Origin of the sequence: Geminocystis sp. NIES-3708, from assembly GCF_001548095.1 — a bacterium.
GTDB lineage: Bacteria > Cyanobacteriota > Cyanobacteriia > Cyanobacteriales > Cyanobacteriaceae > Geminocystis.
The window spans coordinates 2,568,589-2,593,641 of the sequence record NZ_AP014815.1; the positions used below are offsets into that span (position 1 = coordinate 2,568,589).

A 25,053-nucleotide genomic window follows, 5' to 3' on the forward strand; every position below is an offset into this window, starting at 1 on the left:
AATGACTAATCATCCATTATTAATTGTTATTTTACTATATGACTATAAACTCAAATTTACAAAAATCACCTTTACCTCCGGGAAGTTTTGGACTACCTTTAATAGGAGAAACTATTAATTTTTTATTTGATCGTAATTTTAGTTCAAAAAAAATTGCTCAACACGGTAATATTTATAAAACCAGTATTTTTGGCAATCCTACCGTTATCATGATAGGTGCACAAGCCAACGAATTTTTATTCCGTCACGAAAATGAATATGTGGTTTCAACTTGGCCTAAAACCACTAAAGTTTTATTAGGACAAACATCTTTAGCCGTAAAAAATGGTGATTTTCATACCTCTAGGCGGAAAATATTAGCTCAAGCCTTCCAACCACGTGTATTAGCTAGTTATTTGCCTACTATTGAAGCCATTACCGCAAATTATCTGCAAAAATGGGCAAAATTGGGAGAATTAACTTGGTATCCCGAATTAAGAAATTATACCTTTGATATTGCCGCTAAATTATTTGTAGGGGTTGATAATGGCTCACAAACTCGATTATGTAATTTATTTGAGGAATGGTGTCAGGGTTTATTCAGCATTCCTGTTAATCTACCTTGGACAAAATTCGGGAAAGCCTTAAAATGTCGTGAAAATATGTTGCAAGAAATTGAGGCTATTGTTAAACAAAGACAAGCAGGGGATAATACTCATTCTGATGCTCTAAGTTTATTATTGAAAGCCGAGGATGAAAATGGTGATCGATTAACTTTAGAAGAATTAAAAGATCAAGTATTATTATTATTATTCGCAGGTCATGAAACCTTGACATCAGCGATAGCATCTTTTTGTTTATTAACGGCACAACATCCTCAAGTTTTAGCCAAAATTCGACAAGAACAACAAAAATTAAATTATCAAGTACCCTTTAATATAGAACAGTTAAAGGAAATGACTTATTTAGAACAAGTTTTAAAAGAGGTGTTGCGGTTAATTCCACCTGTAGGCGGTGGTTTTCGCAAAGCTATTGAAGATTTTAGTTTTCAAGGTTATCATATCCCCAAAGGTTGGACAGTGCAATATCAAATTTTGCAAACTCACCAAGACGAGACTATCTATCATGATAAAGATAAATTTGACCCCGATCGCTTTTCTCCTGAAAATTCCTTAGAGAAACAAAAAAAATTCAGTTTTGTGCCTTTTGGCGGTGGTTTAAGAGAGTGTTTAGGAAAAGAATTTGCACGATTAGAAATGCGAGTTTTCGCTTCCTTATTAAGTCATAATTATCAATGGGAATTGTTACCCAATCAAGATTTAACTATGGCAATAATTCCGACACCACACCCTAAAGATGGTTTAAAAGTCAAGTTTTCAACTCTTCTACAAAATTGAACTTACTTATTACTTGGGCGAATGATATTCGCCCCTACATTATCTATTATTTTAAAATTACTAACAATCAAGATTTACTTAAAAGTTCAAGAGTAATCCATCCGGGAGTCCATAAATCCCTGTCTTTCAATTGTTTTGCATTAATCCAAAAACGGACACTATCATCACAAGAAGCAATCATTTCTGCAAATACCCATTTATCTTCATTTTTACGGTTAATCACTTGAAAATGTCTCCAACCCCATGTTTTTTGTTGAGCAGTCCATTTTGAGCCTAATAAATGAGGAAATTTTTGTTTGTTAGCCATGTCGTTAAAGTTGGTTGAGATTTATGCAATATCGTCAAAAAATCGTGGGTCTGAAACCCTGCCCTTTAGGGCATTAATTTGATAATATAAATAAATATTGTGCCACAAAGACCTTAAAACGGTAGGTGAAACTCCTAGTGGTGGGACACCTGTTGAAAAGATGAGTTACCGAAATGGTACTCGGTGCAATGCACTACAGACTCAGCCCCTACAAGCAAAGACGTTAAGCGAGTGAAAAGCACAACCCTGAAAGTAAACTGAAAGCAAAAGCTAACAGTGTAGTGGCGATTGACTCTGCCTTGTGGACTGCTGTTGTGTTAGTACTACGGTACGGTACGGCAATGTGGTTGTTACGAGCAATAACTGACATTTTCGGTTATCTCCTCTAAAGAATCCTCGTGGCTTTAGCCCGATTGAGTGTCAAAAGTTCAACAATAATGATATTAGACAGAATCAGCAAGTTATCTTGTCAAAAAAATCAACGAAAAATCGCTATTGACAAGATCTTATCAAAAAAGCTATGATGATGAATTGTGAGTTTTCAAGTAATAAATCTCCATGTCTATAAATGCAACTGCGATAATTCAGTCTATTGAGGCTAATTATCTGAAAGACAAAGGTACATTACCTTCTCTTAATGTAGGTGACACGGTGAAAATCGGTGTGCGCATTCAAGAAGGCGGAAAAGAAAGAGTACAACCCTTTGAGGGTACAATTATCGCTATGCGTAATGGCGGTATTAATGAAACCATTACCGTGAGACGAGTTTTTCAGGGTGTTGGCGTAGAAAGAGTCTTTATGATTCATTCTCCCGTTGTCGCTAACATTCAGATTATCCGTCGTGGTAAAGTCAAAAGAGCGAAACTTTACTATCTCAGAGATAGAGTAGGTAAAGCAACCCGCATTAAACAACGTTTTGATCGTCCCGTAGAAGGGAATACTGCAAAAGCAAAATAGTTTCTCTATTGTCTTCACCTGAAGAATTCCGTTATACCTCTATAGGTTAGCGAGAGAGTGTCAACCACTTAACTACTTTCTGGAAGTTTAGCTCCAACTAACTGTAAATTTGGTTAAAAAATCCTAATACTTGACAAAATTTAACAAAAAAAGTTATAGTATTTAGATATACGTCCTTAGTTCAGTTGGTAGAACGTCGGTCTCCAAAACCGAATGTCAGGGGTTCAAGTCCTCTAGGGCGTGTTGGTCTAATCATTAAAGAAATATATAGTTAACTGACTCTATAATAGAGATTGGATAGTGGTATTTGCTTAGCATAGCCACAGAAGAAACGTCTATTAATGAGGAAAATTATTGTGACAAATAAAGAAACTGTCCAGCAAAAAGATGTTACGCCACCAGAGCCTCAAGATAACAGCATCACCAATGCTAATTTTGTTGAGGAAACCAAACAAGAGTTGGCAAAAGTGGTATGGCCTTCCCGTCAACAACTACTAAGTGAATCTGTGGCTGTAATTTTAATGGTTGCTCTAGTAGCAAGTTTAATTTATCTTGTAGATAAAATATTCGGCTGGGGTGCAGGGAAGGTGTTTTAATGAGTTTTACTCCTGAAAATGAATCGGAATCAACTCAACCAAAAGTAGCAGTAGGCAAACCCCGTTGGTATGTAGTGCAAGTAGCCGCAGGTTGCGAAAAAAAAGTTAAAACTGACATCGAACAACGAGTTAATAGTTTTAATCTTAATGATCGTGTCTTAGATATACGAATCCCTCAAAGTCCCACTGTAAGAGTACGTAAAGATGGCAGTCGCTATCAAGGAGAAGAAAAAGTTTTACCCGGTTATGTGCTAGTGCAAATGATCTTAGATGATGATGCTTGGCAGATGGTTAAAAACACTTCTAACGTAATCAACTTCGTGGGAGCGGAGCAGAGAAGAGCTGTAGGTAGAGGTAGAGGTCATGTAAAACCGATGCCATTATCACACTCAGAAGTCGATCGCATTTTCAAACAAATGGAAGATGCCGAACCTGTAGTTAAAATTGATATGCAGGTGGGAGATAAGATTGTTGTGTTATCTGGTCCATTTAAAGACTTTGCGGGTGAGGTAATTGAGGTTAGTACTGAAAGAAGTAAACTCAAAGCACTATTATCAATTTTCGGGCGTGACACTCCTGTGGAATTGGAATTTAATCAAGTAGAAAAACAAGGATAAAAGGATACTTTAACAATGGCAAAAAAAGTCGTTGCATTAATCAAATTAGCTTTACCAGCAGGTAAGGCAAACCCAGCACCACCTGTAGGTCCTGCTTTAGGTCAACATGGTGTGAATATCATGGCATTCTGTAAAGAATATAACGCCAAAACCGCCAGTCAAACTGGGATGATTATTCCCGTTGAAATTTCAGTTTTTGAGGATCGTAGTTTTACTTTTATTCTCAAAACTCCTCCTGCTTCCGAATTAATTAAAATCGCTGTAGGCATTAAAAGTGGCTCAAAAGAGCCTAACCGTAATAAAGTAGCTAAAATCACTAAAGCTCAATTACGAGAAATTGCTCAAACAAAAATGCCTGATTTGAATGCGAATGACATTGAAGCTGGAATGAAAATTATTGCAGGAACTGCCCGTAATATGGGTGTTACCGTAGTTGACTAAAAAATCAACAAATCTGTACCCACGAACCAAACTAAACTAGAGTTAGTTAAATATAAAAGTAATTTTATTCTGGGGAGAGGTATTTACTTCGTTAATTTACCCAAGGAGATACATAACGTAAATGAGTAAAAAATTCAGTCGGAGATATAAAGAGGCATTAGCTAAGGTGGAAGCCAAAGCCTATGCACCTTTGGAAGCATTAGAGTTATTAAAAGAGACTGCTACTGCTAAATTTGATGAAACGGCGGAAGTTCATATCCGCTTAGGGATTGATCCAAAATACACCGATCAACAATTAAGAACTACTGTTAGTTTACCTAAAGGTACAGGTCAAACCGTCAGAGTAGCAGTAATTACTAGGGGTGAACAAGTTAAAGAAGCTAAGTTAGCTGGTGCTGATGTTGTGGGTGAAGAAGATTTAATCGACGAAATTCAAAAAGGAATGATGGATTTTGACGTTTTAATCGCTACCCCTGATATGATGCCTAAAATAGCTAAATTAGGACGTGCTTTAGGTCCTAAGGGTTTAATGCCTTCTCCTAAAGGTGGTACTGTTACTACTGATTTAGCTGGTGCAATTAATGAATTTAAAGCGGGTAAATTAGAATTTCGTGCCGATCGTACTGGTATTGTTCACGTACTTTTTGGTAAGTCTTCTTTCCCCTCTGAAGATTTGTTATCTAACTTAAAAGCAATACAAGAAACTGTTGATCGTCAACGTCCTTCTGGTGCTAAAGGTCGTTATTGGCGTAGTGTATATGTTTCTTCTTCTATGGGTCCTTCCATTGAAGTGGATATTAACGCTTTAAGAGATCTTAAATTGCACGATTAATATAGAGTAGATCTTACCTAAGTAAGATAAATGCTATCTATTCGATAGTCTAGGGTGGGCAATGCCCACCTTAAAATCATTAGCTATGCAGAAGTTATAAGATAATATTTTTGTCGTTTGACTATTAATTTTAGTGATTTTACTGTTTAATTGTACTTTTCTTTTTGACTGCTATTCTCCACAAATGCTTTGTACATCATTAAAATTAAGTTGATTTAATTTTTAATTAATAACTTTCTTTTGTCAAATTCTAAATTAACTATTAAGAAAGAAGAAAAACTATTTGGTGAGACAATATCTATGGATATAAGCCATGAATAATAAGTAAGAGATTTAAACCCCTTGTTGAATCCTTTCAATAATCAGGGATAAATTGGCAATTTTTAACGATGGTGTTATCAACCGATATTGGTTAACAAAAGAAACATTAGAACAACTTCATCAAAATGTTATGAATACTGTCAATCATTTGTGGATGTTAAATATTTATTTAAGTTGTTTATACATGAGGAAATTTTGAATTATAAGATTTTTTTTGAGTATGACTTTTTTACACAACTCGTTTAGGATTGCTATATTTATTATTTCAATTTAGTAGTAAGTTGACGTGCTTTATAAAAAGTCTCTAAACTATGGGTATCCCCCACAAAACGCCAATGCCAAGGCTCATAATTAACACCTTGTAAGTTATCAGGGGTAAAAGACAACTCAAAACTATACTTAGCCGCATTATTTTTTAACCAGTTATAAGCGGAAGTTTGCTCAAAATTAGTATTCAAATTAGTTGCAGGAGCATTACCGTCACCAATATCCACAGCATAGCCAGTATGATGTTCACTATACCCCGGCGGTGCACTTACTTCGGCTCTTTTTGAAGCATCTTGTTTTCGTTGTTCTTTTACCTGAAAAAATAGATATTCTTGATCTTTAATAGAGCGAAATCCTGAAATCGGTGTTAAGACAATACCTTGTATTCTTGCATCTTGTTGCATTTGTAAAAATTTGTCTGCCGCTTTTTGTCTTAACTTGATTCCACCGTCACTGGTGATAGCTTTTAACTCGTTTTCGGATGCTTGTTGATACTTTAAATGTCCTAAAATATTATCAGGAATCTTCTCCTCTTGATTCAATTCTGGTGACGGCTGGTTTTGTGTCACCGTAGGATTAGTATTTTCGGCAGTTTTTACTGGTTGAGTTTGGTTAATATTTAAAGACTTTGGCTGAGAATTTCGGTTAAAAAAGAAGGAAACCAGTGCTACAAACACAATAGTACCCCCTATAATTGCAATATTAACCTTATTTGTGGGGATATAACTTGATTTGACAGTTTTATTGGTTTCCCTTAAAGCAACTGGGATTTCATCCATAGATGTTACATTTCTTTATTTGACCTTAAATCATTCTAACTTTTTGTGGCTCAATAATCATTACTTTCAGTTTATCTTCAGCTGAATTTCAGGTAAACTAGCTTTAATGGAATATAAACCAATAGATTGAAAAGAATAATTCACCATTATTTCGAGATAAACTAACTATGAGTTACGATATAGAAAAATCAGTTTTAGAAAGATATGAAGAAGGGGCAAAAAATTATCAACCCAGTTTATGTTGCCCTACAGAATATGATAGTCAATTTTTGAGGATTATTCCTGACGAAATTATAGCAAAAGATTATGGTTGTGGCGATCCCACTAAATATGTAAATCAGGGTGAAATTGTTTTAGATTTAGGCTCAGGAGCCGGAAAAAATTGTTATATCATTGCACAAAAAGTTGGTAAAAATGGACAAGTTATTGGCGTTGATTTTAACGATGAAATGCTCAAATTAGCTCAAAAATATCAATCAAAAATTAGTGATAAATTAGGCTATAAAAATACTCATTTTGTTAAGGGTAAAATTCAAGATTTAAAATTGCCTTTAGATAAAGTTGAATCATGGTTAAAAAATAATCCTATTAATAATTTAGAACAATTACGCATTTTTGAAACAGAATGTGATTATCTTCGTCAAGAAGAAACCTTAATCAAAGATAATTCTATTGATATTGTCGTGTCAAATTGTGTTTTAAACTTAGTTAAACCTAACGATAAAAAGCAATTATTTGATGAAATTTATCGAGTCTTAAAAACTAATGGAAAAGCAGTAATTTCTGATATAATATGCAATGAAGATGTACCATTAGAAATGGTAAAAGATCCTGAATTATGGAGTGGTTGTATCTCAGGTGCTTTGCGTGAAGATAAATTTATCAAAATGTTTGAAAAGGCGGGTTTTAAACAGATAGAAATTTTAGCAAAACAAAACGAACCTTGGCAGGTAGTAAATGGTATTGAATTTCGCTCATTAACTATCAAAGCCTATAAAGAAAAATCTGAGCAAATTAATAATAACTCTTGTTGTCCTTCAACATCTTGTTGCTAAAAATAAAGTAGGGAATAACCACAAAAATTATCAAGATTAATCTATTAAAACTATTATTATCAAAAACTTTACATTGATATTGCTATTAATAAATAATGCTAATTAGAGAAAAAATAACTAACTTTACAGATAAAATTAATTATCATTTACCTAAAGACAAAATAACAGTTTTGCAGGTAAATTTAGGGAAAAAATGTAACCTTTCTTGTCATCATTGTCATGTAGAATCATCACCAAAAAGAAAAGAAGAATTAACTCCTGAAACTCGTCAACAATTAGTCACAATTATTAATAATTTTCCGCAAATACAAACCGTTGATTTAACAGGGGGTGCGCCAGAAATGCACTATGGTTTTAAAGAATTAGTCAAAACGGCAAGAAATAATAATAAAGAGGTGATAGTTAGATCTAATTTAACTATTTTTTTTGAGTTTAGCTATGAATATTTACCTGAATATTTTGCTAAAAATCAAATCCGAGTTGTAGCTTCTTTACCTTGTTACTTGGAAGATAATGTTGATAAACAAAGAGGTAACGGAGTTTATAATAAATCCATTCTTGCTTTACAAAAACTTAATCAATTAGGCTATGGAATTAATCCTGATTTAGTCATTGATTTAGTTTATAATCCACCTTTACCAAAAGATACTAATTTTCAATTAACCCCTAATCAAACCAACTTGGAAAAAGATTATAAAGAATATTTATTAGATAATTTTAATATTAAATTTAATCAACTTTTAACCATTACTAATTTACCGATAGGTAGAACTAATTTTCATCTTGAGAAATATCAATTAAAAGATAATTATTTAAAATTTTTAGAAGTCAATTTCAATAGTAAAATATTAAGTAATTTAATGTGTAAAAATCAATTATCAGTGGATTATTTAGGGAATATCTATGATTGTGATTTTAACCAGATGGAAAATATTTGTTCTTTAGATAATCAACATAAAAAGGTAACTTTACAACAAATAATTGAAGAAAATAATCTTGATTTAATTAACCAGATTCAAACAGCTAATCATTGTTATGGTTGTACTGCTGGCAATGGTTCTAGCTGTGGAGGTTCATTAATTAATAATTGATAATGAATCATCAATAATAAACAAAAAATTAGTCTTTACAAAATAAATTTACAATGAGTTTAAAAGCAATTATATTTGATCTTAATGGCGTAATTATTAATGATGAACCAATTCATCAACAATTAATTGATGATTTATTATTGGGAGAAAATTTACTTCCTTCAGGCAAAGAATATCAAAAAATTTGTTTAGGAAAAAATGATCAATCTTGTGTCAGAGATATACTTGCAAAAAGAGGCAGAATTATTGACGATGACTATCTGAGTATATTAATGAATAAAAAAGCTGAGGCATATCATAAAATAGTTAATGAAATGTCAGAATTACCAATTTATGATAAAGTTGTCGAGTTTATTCTTAGCCTTCAACCCCGTCATTTATCTCTTGCAATTGTAACAGGATTATTATATCGAGAAGTAGAGTATATTCTTAAGAGAATGAATATCAGAGAATATTTTAACGTGATTATCGCTGGAGAAGACATCAAATTAGGTAAACCTTCTCCCAGTTATTACTTACGGGCAGTCAAACAATTAAATCAACAAAATCCAGATTTATCTATTAAAACTTCGGAATGTTTAGTTATTGAAGATACTCCTATTGGCATTGAATCCGCAAAAAATGCGGGAATTTCCGTGGTAGGGGTAGCTAACACTTATCCTTTTCATCTGTTGCAAAGACAAGCTAACTGGTGTGTTGATCATCTTATGCAATTAGATTTGAATTGGATTGATGAAATTCTAGTCAAAACTTAATGCTTATTGTATAAAAACAGTATTGTAGTAGTTATAAAGTATTAGCCTTCAGTTATGTACCCAATAATCCAGTTAAACAAGATATTCTTACATTGTAAGTGCGTTTATTCTCTTTTACAACAATTTATTCTAACTATCCCGTTTGTTGCTATAATAATTTACTGTTCTGGGGAATTAGCTCAGTTGGTAGAGTGCTGCGATCGCACCGCAGAGGTGAGGGGTTCGATTCCCCTATTCTCCATTGATACAAAATATTTGAGCTTAAAAATACTTCTCATTTATTCAGCAAACTACCTTTACTTTGCTTCACCAAAACGAGGAGTCATACAGTAAGGGCAATCCAACCATTGTTGTTCTAGTTCGGCATCACAATTACTGCAGACTAAAGATGTTTTACGTTTTGCTTTTAATTCAGCTTCTAAACCCGAGTCTGTAAATGTAACCCTTTCCACTTCTTCTAAAGTTGTATGTCCTTGACGTACTAAGTTAAGACTATAAGCCAAAATCGTTGTCATGCCCTCTTCTACCGCAGCTTCTTTAATCATATCAGTGGTTGCCCCTTGATTGATCAGCTTTTCTAATCTTTCACTCATAACCATAAATTCATATACCCCAACCCTTCCTTTATAACCAGTGCCACCGCACTTCATACAAACTGTGCCATTAGCACTTGCTGTTTGTAGCTCTTCTCCTTTTAAACTTTTGGCACGATAAAAAGTCACTGATTCCTCATTAGATGCTAATAGTCCATAACGGGCTAATTCTTCCCTTGTAGGATTATAGGCTTCCTTACACTCACTACACACTCGACGCATTAAACGTTGAGCCAAAACCCCCAGTAAAGCTCCTGAAATCATAAAGGGTTCAACTCCCATTTCATCTAAACGAGCGATCGCACCTGCGGCATCGTTAGTATGTAAAGTTGTTAAGACTAAGTGACCAGTTAAAGCTGCTTCAATAGCTGTTTTGGCGGTTTCTGCGTCTCTAGTTTCACCCACAAGAATAATATCAGGATCTTGACGCATAAATGCCCGTAGAATCGAAGCAAAGTTCATGCCTTTTTCTCGAATTACTTGTACTTGAGTAATACCGGGTAAAGCATACTCAATAGGATCTTCCGCCGTGCTAATATTAACTCCAGGTTCATTTCTTTCCGCTAAAACTGAATATAAACTGGTGGACTTACCTGAGCCTGTCGGTCCTGTAACTAAAATTAAACCAAAAGGACGACTAGCAATATCTCTTACTTTTGCTAAAGTTTCTTCGTCACTGATGAGGAAGTTTAAACCTAATTGAGTAGCAGAGTTGTCTAGAATACGTAAACATACTTTTTCACCATAACGACTAGGTAAAGTATTCATCCGAAAATCGACAGTGCGTCCCTGAAATTTGCGACGAATTTTACCATCTTGGGGTAAACGACGTTCAGAAATATCCAATTCCCCCATAATTTTGAAACGAGCAGTTACTGCGGGAATGATATGTTTGGGCAAAGTAAAATACTGTCGCAAAACCCCATCTTTACGTAAACGTACTCGGAAGTTTTCTTCTTGAGGTTCAACATGAATATCTGATGCACCTTCTTGTATGGCTTTAATTAAAATTTTATTAACTAATTCAATTATGGGTGCTTGGTTTGCTTCACTATCGGAGGCTAAATCATCTCCGCCTTCTCCTTCTGCTTCATCTAAACTATTACTACCTAAATCATCGACAAGTCCACTAACATCTCCTAATCTTTCTAACTCTTGTATTTTCTCCTTCGCTTCTTTTAATTTTTGTCTTTCTTGTTGCTGTTCAAAATACTTAGTTAATAATTTATCGTAATCTTCCTCCGTAATTACGATACGCTGTAAACCTAAGTTTTTCGAACGCAATAATTTTTTCATATCGTCCAAAGCCTGTAAATTATCAGGATTAACCATGGCAATGAGTAATACAGGAGGATCTTCTTCAATGCGTTTTAAAGGTAATAATTTATGACGACGACAAATTTGAATCCCTACTACTGATTCAATTAAATCCGTCATTTGTTCGGAAGCAATTTCTTCCGATTCAGGATCTACACAATCAACTCCGTAGAGTATTTTTAACTCAAAGAGATGATGTTTTTTATATTGCCTCACTAACTCAGGAGATAAGGCTCTCTGAGTCATTTCTTCCAATATTTTAACAAGAGGTTTTTTCTGATTTCTAACTTCTACTAGAGCTTGTTTCAATTGATCTTTATCGATATAACCTGATTGAATTAACTTATTGCCAAAGGGATTAAAATAATCTGGACTAACTAAAGCAGTTTTGAGTTTTTCTTGTTTTTGGGTTTGTGAGGAAATAGGAGTTTGAGTCATGATATTCAATTAAGCTAAGGATTCGATCAACGATAATGAAAAATAACTGTAGTATAAAATTAATGTGATTTTCAGCACAGACTATAACTTAAGCATGATCCTCAAGAAATGATAAGGTTATATTTTTAGAAATGAAACTATAAAAACTTAAATGGGTTGAAAAATTTTTGGTAACTGATATTATTCTATAATACTCGATTTTTGTATTTTTTTAATGTTTTATTTTAAAATACAAAAAGGTTTGGGAATCGTTAAGAAAGTACATTGCAACCATAGAAAATAAAATTTAGGTTTTCTCAACCGTGATTAAATAATTACTCATAAACGAAACAAAAAGAAACTGATGTAAAAATTCTTACTTATTCTAGTACAATGTTATATGGACATAAAGAAAATAGTTTACTTTTTATAAGTAGAAAAATTGCAGTTATGATGAGTGAAACGGACAACTACCCTGATTTAGAAAAAGAAATGGATATTACAAATAACCAAGAGTTGGTGTCTGAATCAGAAAATGCCTCCACAGTATCCGAAACTGATTTTGAATCAGATCGAGCCGATAATGAGTCAGTGAATGAAGAGGCAAATGATAATTCTACCCAAGAAGCAAACACTTCAGAAGATACAAACATTGAATCACAAACGGATTCAGAGGATTCTGTGGTGAATGAATCTCCAATAGATGAAGCCACACAAACTCATATTACTTCTTTAGAAGCAGAAATTGCCTCGTTAAAAGCACAATTAGAAGTCCAAACTGAACAAAATAAGAATATTCAAGGTCAATTTATGCGCTTAACCGCAGATTTTGATAATTTCCGCCGCCGCACAACTAAGGAAAAAGAAGAACTAGAGTTAATCATCAAGAAAAAAACGATCAATGAATTATTACCCGTAGTGGATAATTTTGAACGAGCTAGAACTCAAATTAAACCAGCTAATGACGGGGAAATGAATATTCATAAAAGCTATCAAGGAGTTTATAAAACTTTTGTAGATAGCTTGAAAAAAATTGGTGTATCTGCAATGCGTCCTGAAGGAGAGTCGTTTGATCCTAATTATCATGAAGCCATGTTAAGAGAACCGACTGACGAACATGAAGAAGGGATTGTCATGGAACAATTAGTCAGAGGCTATATGTTAAATGATTTAGTACTACGTCATGCCATGGTAAAAGTAGCTGCACCTCCAGAAAATAATTCTGAAGAAGCAGAAACAACCAATGATGTGTCAGAAAGTAACTAAGAAAATTGGTCTTAAATTTTAGGATCTGACTATAATGATATAACAATAGTTCAATCACAAAGTAAACCGCCATCACTGTTAGCTATGGGAAAGGTCATCGGAATAGATTTAGGAACAACCAATAGTTGTGTAGCCGTTTTAGAAGGGGGCAAACCCATTGTCATAACCAATCAAGAAGGGTCTCGAACCACACCGAGTATTGTCGGTTTTGGAAAGGGAAATCAACGATTGGTTGGTCAACTGGCAAAAAGACAAGCTGTAACTAATGCTGAAAATACAGTGTACAGTATTAAGCGTTTTATTGGTCAACGATGGGAAGAAACAGAAGATGATCGTAAAAGAGTTACCTATAATTGCGTTATGGGAAAAGATCATACTGTTTGTGTGGATATTCAAGGCAAAAGTTATACCACGCAAGAAATTTCCGCGATGATTTTGCAAAAGTTGAAAACCGATGCCGAAACTTTCTTAGGAGAAGCAGTGACTCAGGCGGTGATTACTGTTCCTGCTTACTTTACTGATGCCCAAAGACAAGCTACAAAGGACGCTGGGGTGATAGCTGGTTTAGAAGTGATGCGTATTATTAATGAACCCACAGCAGCCGCTTTAGCTTATGGTTTAGATAAACAAGACGAAGATCAACACGTTTTAGTTTTTGATTTAGGTGGTGGAACTTTTGACGTTTCCATTTTACAGTTAGGTAATGGTATTTTTGAAGTTGTCTCTACTTCTGGGAATAATCAACTGGGAGGAGATGACTTTGATGCAGTGATTGTAGATTGGTTAATTATTAAATTTAAACAACAAGAAGGTATTGATTTACGTTCAGATAAAATGGCTTTGCAACGTCTGCGAGAAGCCGCAGAAAAAGCAAAAATAGAGCTATCTAATATGGCAGAAACTTCCATCAACTTACCTTTTATTACGGCTGATGAAAGTGGTCCAAAACATTTAGAGTTAGAGTTATCTCGTCCTCAGTTAGAAGAATTGATAGCGGAGTTGGTCGCAGATATAACTCATCCGATGGAACAAGCATTAAAAGATTCTGGTTTAAGTCGAGATCAAATTGCTCGTATCGTGTTAGTGGGTGGCTCAACTCGTACCCCTGCCATTTCTGAGCAAATTGAAAAGTATTTTGGAAAAAATATCCCTATTGATAGATCTATTAATCCTGACGAAGCTGTAGCTTTAGGAGCGGCTGTTCAAGGAGGCGTATTGGGGGGAGAAGTGAGAAACTTATTATTGTTAGATGTAACTCCTTTATCTTTGGGATTAGAAACCCTTGGGGAAGTTTTCACAAAAGTTATAGAAAGAAATACCACCATTCCCACGAGTCGTTCTCAGGTATTTTCTACTGCTATTGATGGACAAAGTTCAGTAGAAGTACACGTATTACAGGGTGAGAGGTCGATGGTTAAGGATAATAAAAGTTTAGGGAAATTTTTATTGACAGGTATTCCTCCTGCCCCTAGGGGAGTTCCACAAATTGAGGTATCTTTTGATATTGATGTGGATGGTATTTTAAAAGTATCAGCTAAGGATAAAGGTACAGGGCAAGAACAAAGTATTTTGATTACTAATACTGGGGCTTTAAGTTCTTCGGAAATTGATACGATGAAAAATGAAGCCGAAAGATTTGCGGTAGAAGATCGCCGTAGAGTAGATTTGGTGGAAATCAAGAAACAATTAGATAGCTTGATGTATAGTTATGAGTTAACTTTAGACAAAAACCCTCATCTAATCAGTGCGGACTTAAAAAATCAAATCGAAATTGGTAAACGCAAGGTTGATGAAGCCATTGAATCTCCATTAATTCCTGTTAGACAGGTAGAAGAATTAATGAGTGATTTTCGTAACTTAGTAGTTAATATAGGCGCTCAAGCTTATCAATCAGTTCAAAATCCGACTATTATTAGTAGTTTTGAAGGAGAAGGAAATACTCTTTATGAGTCTTTAGATAATGATGATGGTGATGATGAATTTAAGAGCATTGAAGATGAAATTTTGAGCGGTTTAAGTCAAATTTCTGAAGATCCTAATGATTTTGATTTTGACTATGATAAAGATGAGACCATCACAGGTGATTATGAAACCGTTGATTAATAATCAGGAATTATCAATTGTCAACTATATTTTTGTAACTGTTCATCAATAAATCTTGTGGCATCTTGGGCATTCATGGGTTTAGAGTATAAATATCCCTGTCCGTAGTTACAGTTTACTTTTTGTAATATTTCCTCTTGAACTTTAGTCTCTATACCTTCAGCAACCACATCTAAAGATAAGTTATGAGCTAAAGTGACAATGGCTTCGACAATAGGATGTTTTTGATTAAGATGAATTAAGGGTTGAATAAATGCTCGATCAATTTTTAGGGTATTAAAAGGCAAACGATGAAGATAACTCAGGGAAGAATATCCTGTACCAAAATCATCAAGAGAAATTTTTAAATTACGAGATTGAATTTGATCTAAAATTTGTTTAGCATGATCATAATTATTCATTAAAATTGTTTCCGTAATTTCTATTTTTAAAAGATGAGGATTTACTTTCGTTGTCGCCAAAATTTCATCAATTTCTTTCAAAAAATCAGAGTAAAGTAATTGTTTACTAGAGACATTTACCGCCGTAAATAAATTTAATTGAGGATATTTATTTTGCCATTCTTTAATTTGTGTTGCCCCCGTGTATAAAATCCATTTTCCCAGAGCAATAATTAATCCTGTTTCTTCAGCAATGGGTATAAATTCTACAGGGGAAATAAATCCATGAATAGGGCTTATCCAACGAATTAGGGCTTCAAATCCCGCAATAATTCCTGTTTTTAAGTTAATAATTGGTTGATAATAAAGTTCTAATTCTTGATTTTCTAATGCTTTTCTTAATGCTGATTCTAAAGTTAATCTTTTTACTAAATCTGTGTGCATGGTAGGAGTGAAAACGATATAACAATTACGCCCATTTTCTTTTGCTTGATACATCGCTAAATCGGCATCTCTAATCATTTCCTCTGCTTTATGATAACCAAAAGAACTTAATGTGATGCCAATACTTACAGAAGAAAAAACATTTTGTCCATGTAATACAGTACTAATCTTACAGCTATTCAGAATGTTTGTTGCAATATTATAGCTTTCTTGTTCTGATTTTATATCAGGTAAAAATACTACAAATTCATCACCACTAATACGGGCAACAGTATCATTTTCTTCAACACAATTTACGATTTGATCTGTGATTAAAGTTAATAATTCATCTCCTATTTTATGACCTAAACTATCATTAATTTTTTTAAAATCATCTACATCAATTAATAAAATTGCACATAAACTATGAGAACTTTTAGATCTATTAAGAAATTGTTTTAATCTATCCATTAAAAGAAAGCGGTTAGGTAATCCTGTTAATTTGTCATGAAATGCATCATAAAATATTTGCTCTTCCATAATTTTTAACTCAGAAATATCTATAATTTGTTGAATAAATTGGATAATTTCTCCTTGATTATTTCTTAACGCAGTGACATTAACAATAGTATAAACTACTAAACCATTATAGGCTAAAAATCTTCTTTCTTGACTGTCTTGATCTAAATATTCTGCAATAATTTTCTGTTTAAATAATGCACATTTTTCTCGATCATCAGGATGACATAAATTGATTTCTTCTTGATTAATAATATCTGAAAGAGGATATTTTAAAAGCTCAGAAAAAGATTGGTTGACTTGAATTATTTTTCCTTGTAAATCACTAATCATCATCCCAATCGGTGCAAGTTCAAATATTAATCTAAATTCTTCTTCACTTTTTTCTAATGCTTTTTGAATTTTTGTTCTATTAGTAATATCAGTGATAATTCCATCAATACTAATAACATTATTATTTTCATCATAAACAACATAAGCTCGATCTCTAACATATTTTTCTTCTTTATTAGGTAATAAAATTCTATATTCTATATCATGAGATTGAAGATTATCTCCTAATAATGAAATATTAAATAAATTGGAATAAATTTCTTTTATTTGTTGTTTTTGTTGAGGATGAATTAATTCTAACCAATAAGCTCTTTTTTGAAAAAAATATGATAATGGAGACTTAAATAAAACTTCAGCGGCCTGATTTATATAGATTAATTGTAAAGTTTGAGGATGAATTGACCAAATGACGTCTTCTAAAGAAAAAAGCATATTTTTAAGTCTTTCCTGACTTTCTTCTAAAGCAATATTTATTTGTTGTTTTTCTAATTCTTTTTCTTGCTCTAATATTATTCTAACTATTTCTTGACAAATAGATTCAATTAAAGTATCTTGGTAACTTAATTTATATTGGCTATTCTTTAAGTTAAATAAATGAAGAACCCCATAATTATTTTGATTAATAAAAATCGGTGTACCTAAATAAAAATTAATATTTAATTCTTTAGATATTAACTGTTTTAACAATAAACTATTATCAGAAACTTGCTCGTAATAAATAGTTTTTCCTTCTTTTAAAACTTCATGAGATAAAGTATTAATAAAAGAATTTTCTTTATCGAAAATATTGTTTTCTAGGAGGGAATTAAATGCACCAATAATACTATATCTATTGATAAAACATTCTGAAACAATTATTATATCTATATCTAAAGTTTTACTAACTTTTTTCAAATAAAAGTTTAGACGATCATCTACATTTTCATAACTAATATTATTGAGTTGATTAATTAAATATAATTGATTTTTAATAGATTCCAATTCTTTCGTTTTTATAATTAATTCTTGTTCAAGATTATTTTCTTTAAGAGTATTTTTATAATATAAGGTTTCTAGTTTGAAAATATGTTCTAGTGCTTTTTCTATAGTTGTTTTAATTTCCGTTATAAAATATCTTTCTGGTTCATTAAAATTATTATTTTCTTGACTATATAAACCAATAATTGCCTGTATTTTATTAGTAATAGGGTTAGTAATATTAAAAATAATTCCTGAATTTAAAAAATCTTTTTTATCAATAAATATATCACTTTGTTTATTTTTTAAATCTTCTTTTTGTTCAACGATTAATTTTTCATCTGGAGGATAAATATTAACTAATTCATTTTTTAAATCAGTAATTTGATAATTATTTATATCCTCATTATTCCATCCTTTTCCATGTCTTAAAATAAACTTATTCTCTACAGAAGAAAATTCTAATAAATAACTAAATTGTATATTTAAGTTATCATTGATAATATTCATGGTTTGCTCATAAATATCTGATAAATTATGATAGTTTAAAATAAGATCTTTAATCTTTAATAGTATATAGTAATATTTTTGTTTAATAATTCTTTGAGCTTCTTTTTGTTGTAGTTCTAATAAATAATGTTTATAAGTGTCTTTTTCGAGAATAAGTGATACATTCATTTTTTTCAATTTATTTATATAATAAATAGATAAATAATTGATTAAAATAATTACAAGTATAATAATTAAGAAAAATAAAAAATTGCCCATTTTAAGGAAATAATGAGTAGATATATTTTAAAATTGATGGAATTCTTATATCTGTTATGAGCTAAATATCAATTTTTTTTGATATTAGCCTGACACAATTGAACAGTCCTTTTTCATGGTAATGGTTTACACAGAGATTAATCAAGAATTGATTGTTAAATTTACAACTGTTCTGTGTTTTAAATCTATTATAATTCAAGATAAAATTTCTGGCTCTATGGTCAAAATAAAGATAATGAATGATAATAAACAATGAAATAATGGTTAATTATAAAAATGTATGGGCTATAAAACAGAAAAAGAAACTGCTATTTTTGCTGTAATTCAAGCGGCTAAATTATGTCAACAAGTTTGTCAAGAGATTCCCCCAGCGTTGGCAAAACAAGATAAAAGTCCAGTTACGGTGGCAGATTTCGGTTCTCAGGCTATAATTTGTAAAGCATTAAAAGAAGTTTTTCCTGATACTTCCATTGTTGGTGAGGAAGATGCCCAAGAATTGAGACAAGATATTAACCAAGATACTGTAGCAAAAATTACTCACTATGTACAAAATATTATTCCTAATGCTACTTCTAATGACATTTTAGATTGGATAGATTATGGAAATGGGACTATTACTAATCGTTTTTGGACTTTAGATCCTATTGATGGCACAAAAGGGTTTTTACGTCAAGATCAATATGCGATCGCTTTAGCCTTAATTGAAGATGGAGAGGTAAAATTAGGAATTTTAGGATGTCCTGCTTTAAGTTTAAATGATGGTGAAAAAGGATTAATTTTCGTTGCGGTGAAAGGAGAAGGTAGTTATAAAATGACTTTAACAGGAAAGAATGCAACTAAATTACAGGTAGTTTCTAATGATGACATTAGTCGTTTACGTTTTGTAGAAGGAGTTGAAGCCAATCATGGCAATCAAGAAAAACAAAATGCTATTGCCAAAGCTGTGGGTATCACCTCCGATTCTATCAGAGTAGATTCTCAGGCTAAATATGGTATTGTCGCAGCTGGAGAAGCGGCTTTATATCTTAGATTACCTTCCCCTAAATATCCTGATTATAGAGAAAATATATGGGATCATGCCGCTGGTTCGATTGTAGTGGAAGAAGCAGGTGGAAAAGTTACAGATATGACAGGTAAACCCTTAGAATTTGCCACTGCCAATAAAATGAATGATAATAGAGGAGTCGTAGTAAGTAATGGCTTAATTCATGATTTAGTCATTAAAGCCTTAAACAATTAAGAATAAAAAAGAAGAGAAGAAGAGGAAAGAAGGAAAAAAGATTTAATTTATCTTTACCTTTTACCCTTTGCCTTCTTTAATTGTTAATTATTAATTATTAATTAAATAAATGACTATCGCCAGAACAATTTGTTTAGGGTTTATTTTTGTAATACTTAGTGGCAGTTGCTTGTTAATGATGCCTTTTTCGACAACCACAGGGGAATGGGGTAGTTTTATCACAGCATTATTTACTTCCACATCTGCTGTGTGTGTCACAGGCTTAATTGTTGTTGACACAGGTACTTATTTTTCCTTTTGGGGTCAATTATTTATTATTATTTTGATTCAGATAGGAGGGTTAGGTTATATGATTACTACTACCTTCTTAATCCTATTAATCGGCAAAAAATTTGATTTTAGGCAAAAAATAGCTATAAATGACTCATTTGATCGACCTTTTTTACAAGGAAGTCGTAATTTAATCATATCAGTCTTTGCTACTACATTTATTTTAGAATTAGTCGCTATTATTTGCTTGTTTCCTGTCTTTGCTAATGATTATGGCATAAGACAGGGGTTGTGGTTCGCCATTTTTCATACAGTTAGTGCATGGAATAATGCAGGATTTAGTATATTTTTTGATAATCTTATGGGTTATCACAGCTCTATTCCTGTTAACTTAGTTATTACTAGCTTAATTATTTTTGGTGGTATTGGTTATCAAGTAATCATTGAATTTTATTTTTGGATTATTGATAAATTTAACCTCAAAAAACATCATAAATACGAATTTTCCCTTAACTTTAAAGTTGTAACAACCACCACTATTTTATTATTATTATTTGGTACGATCGCATTTTATATCACCGAATATCATAATGACAATACTTTTGCCACTTTTCCAGTACAAGAAAAAATGATTACCGCATGGTTTCAGTCTGTCACGACAAGAACAGCGGGTTTTAATACAATTGATATTGGCAAAATGACGACGGCAGGTTTATTTATTTCTATCGGCTTAATGTTTGTGGGAGCAAGTCCTAGTGGCACCGGTGGCGGCATAAAAACTACGACTTTAAGTATTTTGATCAATAGTACTAGATCTGTATTGCGAGGACAGGAAAATGTGGTAATGTACGAACGAGAAGTACCAGTATCTCTCATCTTAAAAGCGACAGCCGTAGTTTTTGGTTCTGCGATAACTGTAGTGATAATGACATTTACCATTTCTTTAATTCACCCTGACTTTCAATTTATTGATATTTTGTTTGAAGTGGTATCTGCCTTTGCGACTGTTGGTTTATCTACAGGTATTACCGCTAGTTTATCTACTTTTGCAAAATTGGCATTAGTCTTAACAATGTATTTAGGACGAGTAGGAGTATTATTATTTATGGCAGCCATTATAGGTGATCCCCGACCTAGTCGAATCCAATATCCCGAAGAAAATCTGTTAGTAGGTTAAAATTCTATGGCAATCAATAATCAACAACCCTCGAATAATAGCAATCAAAGATTTAAAAATATCTTTAGTTTAGATCTTAGTTCTCTGAAATTTTTAAATAATCTCCGCAAAGAAAGTCGTCAATTTGGGGTAATCGGTTTAGGTAGATTTGGGAGGGCTGTATGTGAAACCCTTTACAATATGGGCTATGACGTTTTGGGTGTAGATGTCGATGAAAAATTAGTCGCCCAAGCTTTGACTGATAAAATTGCTAGTAGTGCCATTCGTCTTGATTGTACCGAAGTTAGTGCCTTAAAAGAAGCCGGTATTTTAGAATTAGATACTGTTATTGTCGCCATCGGCAATTATTTAGAAGAAAGTATTATTACCACTCTTAACGTCAAAGAAGCAGGAGTAAAATATATTGTTGCCAAAGCATCTTCTACAACTCACGGTAAATTATTGAAAAAAGTCGGTGCTGATTTAGTGGTTTATCCTGAACATCAAGCTGGTTGTGAATTAGCTTATACTCTAACTAAACCAGGAATACTTGATCGTTTTGAATTAGATCCGGATAATAGTATTGTTGAGGTATCTATTCCTCCAGAATTTGACAGCAAAACTCTAGCGGAAGTAAAACTACGCAGTCATTATGGCTTAAATGTATTAGCTGTGGGAAATGATGATAAATTTATTATTAATCCCCCGCCAAATTATGTTTTAACGAAAGGATTATCAATGGTTGTCATCGGTTCAAATAAAGATATTAATAAACTATAATTCAAATCCCATAGCAGAAAAAATGGTTTTTAAATTACTTACTAATCTTAAAAGTAGTTTCAGATTTTGTCTGACTTTCTTCTTGACAATTAGGACATGGAACAGGATAGTAATCAAAAGAGTTTACATAATCTGATAATCTCTTTTCGAGAATTTTTCCTGTACCTTTACATTTAAAACAAAATTTCATAATGATTCAATAATTTAATAATTGTGATCACAAATTTAACTGTTTTAACAACATATCAGATTGTTGATATTACTGATTTTCTTATTAAGTTATGTAAAGATTTTTCTGTATTTATTCAGTATAATTTGTGGAGAAAATTTAAGATTTAATATTTATTTAAGATTTAATATTTATTTAAGGTTTTTTACAAATTATACAATATATAGCAATCCTATTATTCTGATTTGTGAGATTTTTATAAGCGATAAAATTATAGTCAAGTTTACAAATTTATTTTTTAATCTTTAATTATTCACAAATGATTGAGGATTGCTATAGTAGAATTCTGAACTATGAAGTATGAACAAAGAACTAAAATTATTATTTAAAAAAATAAGTTTTTCTCCATAAAAAATAGTTTTGCTTAAGACTTTTGCACTTAACCAATACCAATATACGCAGCAACTAAGAATAGAGCATCAGTAAAAATAGTAGCTAAAACTGCGCCAGCAAAGGCAATATAGTGAGTTTCTTTTTTTACCAAGGCATATAAACTAATGCCTAAAAGTAGATTAGCTAATAACACTGCCCAACTAATTCCCCATGCTGTTTGAACTTGAGCGATCGCACCTTGTAAAATAGGTTTAACTAAAGTAGGATCACTGATCATAATTTCTTGCCAATAGGGGATTAAACCAGCTATATAAAAATATAAATCAGTAATGGCAGTACCGATCAATGAGCCAAGATAAAAATAATTACCAATTAAACCCCAACCTTTCCAGATACACCATAAAGCAAAAGGTAAACCGATAGCCTCAATGGGAATATGAATAGCTGGATTATAACGTAACCATCCCCAATAAATTGAACCACAGAGCCAACTCCAACTAAAACCCCAGAGAATATCACCCCAAAGATAAGTTTGTGGTTGACGTTTCCAATAAGAACTAAGTTGAAACCAAACAAGGGTTAAAATAAGACTAAGCCAAGGGAAAATTCTCACCAAAGGTGCTTGAAAAAACACAGGAATAGATACTAAAAAAGCTGAAGCCGAGAAAACAATGAGATTTTGACGTTTTTCTTTTTGCCACCACCAACTGAAGAGAAAATCAAGAAAATTATCTCTGAAAGTAGGAAAAAAAGTAGTTAATTGTGATAATAGGGTATTATTTAACAAAATTGCTTAAAATTTCTTTACTTATCTTTACTTAATATTAAAATATTTTAAGGGTAAATCTCAATGTTGAGACAAGAGAATAGTTTTGAGTTAGATATTTTAAATTTTATCAATCAGCAAGACAACAATAATTTTGTTTTATTTACTTACTATAATATCCCCCCTATGGGCATAATTATAACGTAAATTTTAAGTAGATTCTACTCAATTTGGTTGTGTAGTTAGGCAATGGGCAATAAATAGTTTCTCAAATAGGATGTATTTCCTAGATTTTAATGGTGTAGAGTGGGCAATGCCCACCCTATGTTTTTGTGTATTTTCAAGATTTTGATGGTATGGTTACAAGCTCTAACTAAGTTAAACTCTCACCTCGAAAGCAACCCCTTCTTCTACAAAATTAGGGAAATTAGCGAGAATATTTTGTCTTTCTTGTTCTCCTACAAATATATATGTACCTGGTTGTTGAGTATTTTGAAAACGATAAAAGTCAACTCCCTTATTCGCATCTCCACCATAAGCATAAAAAGCGATTCCTTCTTCTACAAAATTAGGAAAATTCTGGCGAATACCTTGACTTTCTTTTTCTCCAGCATATAAATATGTACCGGGAAGATTTTTATTTTGAAAGCGATTGAAAACGATTAAACCATCATCGGGTGTTTCGCTTACTTGAAAAGCAACCCCTTCTTCCACAAAATTAGGAAAACTTGCACGAATATTTCTGCTTTCTATTTCACTAGCAAATAAATATGTGCCGGGAAGATTTTTATTCTGAAAACGATTAAAAGAAGTATTTAGATTACCACTAGGAAGAGACGGATTATTAACAACAGAAACTCTTAAAGTATCAGTGGTAGATTCTCCGAGTAAGTTTGTGGCTTTAACAGTAATATCAGCGACACCTTGAATATTGTTAAAATAATTTAACTTAAGACGACCATTTTCATCAATCCTTGCACTGACAAGATTAGGATTAGTATTATTCTCGACGGTGAAAGTTAATTCAGGTAGATTATTAATAAAAATATCTTCAAATCTAACAAAATCATCATCTTCATTAATTTGGATATTATTGACATCAACATTAAAAATATTGACAGGTAAATCAGTAAAAGCAGCATTAATATTACTACCATTTACTACAGGTAAACTAGCAATAGCATCAATGGTAGTTAAATTATTACCGGGTAAAACTTGACCAAAAACCGTAAAACCACCATTTTGATTATCAAGATTACTAGCATTATTACCCAAATTAAAAAACCATTGATTTGTAGCACTATTAGGATTATTCCCTAACTTTGCCATGGCAATAGTACCTCTAGTATTAGAGCGATTAGGGCTAAATTCATTGACAATAGGTGCATCGGCAGGAACATTACCAACCCTCAAGTTATTAACGGTAAAACCACCGCCTTGAATGATAAAATTAGCAATAGATCTATGAATAATCGTATTTATATAATCACCATCATTAGCGTATTTAATGAAATTATTAACGGTAATAGGTGCACCTTGTCCGGGTTGATCAAAAAGTACAATATTAATTTCTCCTGCGCCGATAGAATTTTCCCGTAAATCAAAATTAGCTACCTTACCTGTCGTAAAAGGATCATCAAAATTTTGAAATAAATTAACCGTTGTATCATTACTATTGATATTGACAACGATAGGATTCAAAGAATTAACATTAATACTCATATCTAAATTTACAGCCTAATATTTACTTTTTTAAAGATTTTTTCAATCATAATATAGTTCCCGATCTTATCAATAAATATAAACTTT

General features: G+C 32.3%; 20 protein-coding genes, 2 tRNA genes and 1 pseudogene. 16 read left to right on the forward strand and 7 right to left on the reverse strand.

Annotated elements, in window-relative coordinates:
- The first annotated feature begins 38 nt into the window (after positions 1 to 38).
- Entirely contained in the window at positions 39 to 1,376 is a 1,338-nt protein-coding gene (locus tag GM3708_RS11340) for a cytochrome P450 (RefSeq protein WP_066346957.1), read from the forward strand.
- Between the two features lie 67 nt (positions 1,377 to 1,443).
- Here GM3708_RS11340 and GM3708_RS11345 read toward each other — a convergent pair whose 3' ends face one another.
- Complete coding sequence (locus tag GM3708_RS11345) at positions 1,444 to 1,683, reverse strand: TIGR02450 family Trp-rich protein (protein WP_066346959.1); 240 nt, start codon at positions 1,681 to 1,683, stop codon at positions 1,444 to 1,446.
- Positions 1,684 to 2,247: 564 nt separating this feature from the next.
- Between GM3708_RS11345 and rplS the strand changes: the two genes are divergently transcribed.
- The 6 genes from rplS to rplA all read left to right on the forward strand — a co-directional run bounded on the left by rplS (position 2,248) and on the right by rplA (position 5,126).
- Entirely contained in the window at positions 2,248 to 2,640 is a 393-nt protein-coding gene (gene rplS, locus GM3708_RS11350; RefSeq protein WP_066349433.1) for a 50S ribosomal protein L19, read from the forward strand.
- A 170-nt stretch (positions 2,641 to 2,810) separates the two neighbouring features.
- A tRNA-Trp gene (locus tag GM3708_RS11355) sits at positions 2,811 to 2,883 on the forward strand.
- Positions 2,884 to 2,996: 113 nt separating this feature from the next.
- A complete protein-coding gene (gene secE, locus GM3708_RS11360) occupies positions 2,997 to 3,236 on the forward strand; it encodes a preprotein translocase subunit SecE (RefSeq protein ID WP_231932927.1) in 240 nt (79 codons plus the stop codon).
- Positions 3,236 to 3,853 (forward strand): transcription termination/antitermination protein NusG, encoded by a 618-nt coding sequence (gene nusG, locus GM3708_RS11365; protein WP_066346963.1) that lies wholly within the window; start codon positions 3,236 to 3,238, stop codon positions 3,851 to 3,853. Before secE ends, nusG begins: the two co-directional genes overlap by 1 nt.
- 15 nt (positions 3,854 to 3,868) lie before the next feature.
- Positions 3,869 to 4,294 carry a 50S ribosomal protein L11 gene (gene rplK / locus GM3708_RS11370; RefSeq protein WP_066346970.1) on the forward strand — a complete coding sequence of 142 codons (426 nt, stop codon included), beginning with the start codon at positions 3,869 to 3,871 and terminating at the stop codon, positions 4,292 to 4,294.
- Positions 4,295 to 4,415: 121 nt separating this feature from the next.
- A complete protein-coding gene (rplA, locus tag GM3708_RS11375) occupies positions 4,416 to 5,126 on the forward strand; it encodes a 50S ribosomal protein L1 (RefSeq protein WP_066346971.1) in 711 nt (236 codons plus the stop codon).
- 581 nt (positions 5,127 to 5,707) lie between these two features.
- Here rplA and GM3708_RS11380 read toward each other — a convergent pair.
- On the reverse strand, positions 5,708 to 6,493 hold the full coding sequence (locus GM3708_RS11380; protein ID WP_066346974.1) for a D-alanyl-D-alanine carboxypeptidase family protein: 786 nt from the start codon (positions 6,491 to 6,493) through the stop codon (positions 5,708 to 5,710).
- A gap of 167 nt (positions 6,494 to 6,660) precedes the next feature.
- On the opposite strand from GM3708_RS11380, the pseudogene GM3708_RS11385 reads away from it, so the two are divergent.
- The 4 genes and pseudogenes from GM3708_RS11385 to GM3708_RS11400 form a co-directional block, all read left to right on the forward strand.
- Positions 6,661 to 7,497: pseudogene (locus tag GM3708_RS11385) on the forward strand (methyltransferase domain-containing protein); the annotation flags it as partial.
- A 146-nt stretch (positions 7,498 to 7,643) separates the two neighbouring features.
- Positions 7,644 to 8,639 (forward strand): arsenosugar biosynthesis radical SAM (seleno)protein ArsS, encoded by a 996-nt coding sequence (gene arsS, locus GM3708_RS11390; protein WP_066346984.1) that lies wholly within the window; start codon positions 7,644 to 7,646, stop codon positions 8,637 to 8,639.
- Between the two features lie 53 nt (positions 8,640 to 8,692).
- Positions 8,693 to 9,394, forward strand: a complete 702-nt coding sequence (locus GM3708_RS11395) for an HAD family phosphatase (protein ID WP_066346985.1) — start codon at positions 8,693 to 8,695, stop codon at positions 9,392 to 9,394.
- 168 nt (positions 9,395 to 9,562) lie between these two features.
- Positions 9,563 to 9,635 (forward strand) — tRNA-Ala (locus tag GM3708_RS11400).
- 55 nt (positions 9,636 to 9,690) lie between these two features.
- Here the strand turns inward: GM3708_RS11400 and GM3708_RS11405 are convergent.
- Positions 9,691 to 11,742: a GspE/PulE family protein gene (locus GM3708_RS11405; RefSeq protein WP_066346987.1), complete on the reverse strand. Its 2,052-nt coding sequence runs from the start codon at positions 11,740 to 11,742 to the stop codon at positions 9,691 to 9,693.
- A gap of 498 nt (positions 11,743 to 12,240) precedes the next feature.
- On the opposite strand from GM3708_RS11405, the gene grpE reads away from it, so the two are divergent.
- A complete protein-coding gene (grpE, locus tag GM3708_RS11410) occupies positions 12,241 to 12,987 on the forward strand; it encodes a nucleotide exchange factor GrpE (RefSeq protein ID WP_396229671.1) in 747 nt (248 codons plus the stop codon).
- An 84-nt stretch (positions 12,988 to 13,071) separates the two neighbouring features.
- Positions 13,072 to 15,090, forward strand: a complete 2,019-nt coding sequence (gene dnaK, locus GM3708_RS11415; RefSeq protein ID WP_066346995.1) for a molecular chaperone DnaK — start codon at positions 13,072 to 13,074, stop codon at positions 15,088 to 15,090.
- A 20-nt stretch (positions 15,091 to 15,110) separates the two neighbouring features.
- On the opposite strand, the gene GM3708_RS11420 is transcribed toward dnaK, so the two are convergent.
- On the reverse strand, positions 15,111 to 18,380 hold the full coding sequence (locus GM3708_RS11420; RefSeq protein ID WP_231932929.1) for an EAL domain-containing protein: 3,270 nt from the start codon (positions 18,378 to 18,380) through the stop codon (positions 15,111 to 15,113).
- Between the two features lie 370 nt (positions 18,381 to 18,750).
- Here GM3708_RS11420 and GM3708_RS11425 point away from each other — a divergent pair, with 370 nt between their 5' ends.
- The 3 genes from GM3708_RS11425 (at position 18,751) to GM3708_RS11435 (ending at position 21,916) form a co-directional block, all read left to right on the forward strand.
- Complete coding sequence (locus GM3708_RS11425) at positions 18,751 to 19,710, forward strand: 3'(2'),5'-bisphosphate nucleotidase (protein WP_066347000.1); 960 nt, start codon at positions 18,751 to 18,753, stop codon at positions 19,708 to 19,710.
- A 109-nt stretch (positions 19,711 to 19,819) separates the two neighbouring features.
- On the forward strand, positions 19,820 to 21,157 hold the full coding sequence (locus GM3708_RS11430) for a TrkH family potassium uptake protein (protein WP_066347001.1): 1,338 nt from the start codon (positions 19,820 to 19,822) through the stop codon (positions 21,155 to 21,157).
- Positions 21,158 to 21,163: 6 nt separating this feature from the next.
- Positions 21,164 to 21,916, forward strand: coding sequence for a TrkA family potassium uptake protein (locus tag GM3708_RS11435; RefSeq protein WP_082714085.1), 753 nt, complete (start codon positions 21,164 to 21,166; stop codon positions 21,914 to 21,916).
- A gap of 34 nt (positions 21,917 to 21,950) precedes the next feature.
- Here the strand turns inward: GM3708_RS11435 and GM3708_RS18725 are convergent, their stop codons facing one another.
- The 3 genes from GM3708_RS18725 to GM3708_RS11445 all read right to left on the reverse strand — a co-directional run bounded on the left by GM3708_RS18725 (position 21,951) and on the right by GM3708_RS11445 (position 24,966).
- Entirely contained in the window at positions 21,951 to 22,106 is a 156-nt protein-coding gene (locus GM3708_RS18725) for a hypothetical protein (RefSeq protein WP_158505873.1), read from the reverse strand.
- Between the two features lie 418 nt (positions 22,107 to 22,524).
- Complete coding sequence (locus tag GM3708_RS11440) at positions 22,525 to 23,265, reverse strand: DUF3120 domain-containing protein (protein WP_066347004.1); 741 nt, start codon at positions 23,263 to 23,265, stop codon at positions 22,525 to 22,527.
- Between the two features lie 357 nt (positions 23,266 to 23,622).
- On the reverse strand, positions 23,623 to 24,966 hold the full coding sequence (locus GM3708_RS11445) for a peptidylprolyl isomerase (RefSeq protein WP_066347005.1): 1,344 nt from the start codon (positions 24,964 to 24,966) through the stop codon (positions 23,623 to 23,625).
- Positions 24,967 to 25,053 lie beyond the last annotated feature (87 nt).

Coding starts and splice junctions, on each gene's coding strand:
- nusG (WP_066346963.1), top strand. CDS start 3,236: ATGAGTTTTACTCCTGAAAATGAATCGGAATCAACTCAACCAAAAGTA.
- GM3708_RS11425 (WP_066347000.1), top strand. CDS start 18,751: ATGGGCTATAAAACAGAAAAAGAAACTGCTATTTTTGCTGTAATTCAA.
- GM3708_RS11380 (WP_066346974.1), bottom strand. CDS start 6,493: ATGGATGAAATCCCAGTTGCTTTAAGGGAAACCAATAAAACTGTCAAA.
- arsS (WP_066346984.1), top strand. CDS start 7,644: ATGCTAATTAGAGAAAAAATAACTAACTTTACAGATAAAATTAATTAT.
- GM3708_RS11420 (WP_231932929.1), bottom strand. CDS start 18,380: ATGAATGTATCACTTATTCTCGAAAAAGACACTTATAAACATTATTTA.
- GM3708_RS11435 (WP_082714085.1), top strand. CDS start 21,164: ATGGCAATCAATAATCAACAACCCTCGAATAATAGCAATCAAAGATTT.
- GM3708_RS11395 (WP_066346985.1), top strand. CDS start 8,693: ATGAGTTTAAAAGCAATTATATTTGATCTTAATGGCGTAATTATTAAT.
- GM3708_RS11430 (WP_066347001.1), top strand. CDS start 19,820: ATGACTATCGCCAGAACAATTTGTTTAGGGTTTATTTTTGTAATACTT.
- rplK (WP_066346970.1), top strand. CDS start 3,869: ATGGCAAAAAAAGTCGTTGCATTAATCAAATTAGCTTTACCAGCAGGT.
- GM3708_RS11405 (WP_066346987.1), bottom strand. CDS start 11,742: ATGACTCAAACTCCTATTTCCTCACAAACCCAAAAACAAGAAAAACTC.
- GM3708_RS18725 (WP_158505873.1), bottom strand. CDS start 22,106: ATGAAATTTTGTTTTAAATGTAAAGGTACAGGAAAAATTCTCGAAAAG.
- GM3708_RS11340 (WP_066346957.1), top strand. CDS start 39: ATGACTATAAACTCAAATTTACAAAAATCACCTTTACCTCCGGGAAGT.
- rplA (WP_066346971.1), top strand. CDS start 4,416: ATGAGTAAAAAATTCAGTCGGAGATATAAAGAGGCATTAGCTAAGGTG.
- GM3708_RS11345 (WP_066346959.1), bottom strand. CDS start 1,683: ATGGCTAACAAACAAAAATTTCCTCATTTATTAGGCTCAAAATGGACT.
- dnaK (WP_066346995.1), top strand. CDS start 13,072: ATGGGAAAGGTCATCGGAATAGATTTAGGAACAACCAATAGTTGTGTA.
- GM3708_RS11445 (WP_066347005.1), bottom strand. CDS start 24,966: ATGAGTATTAATGTTAATTCTTTGAATCCTATCGTTGTCAATATCAAT.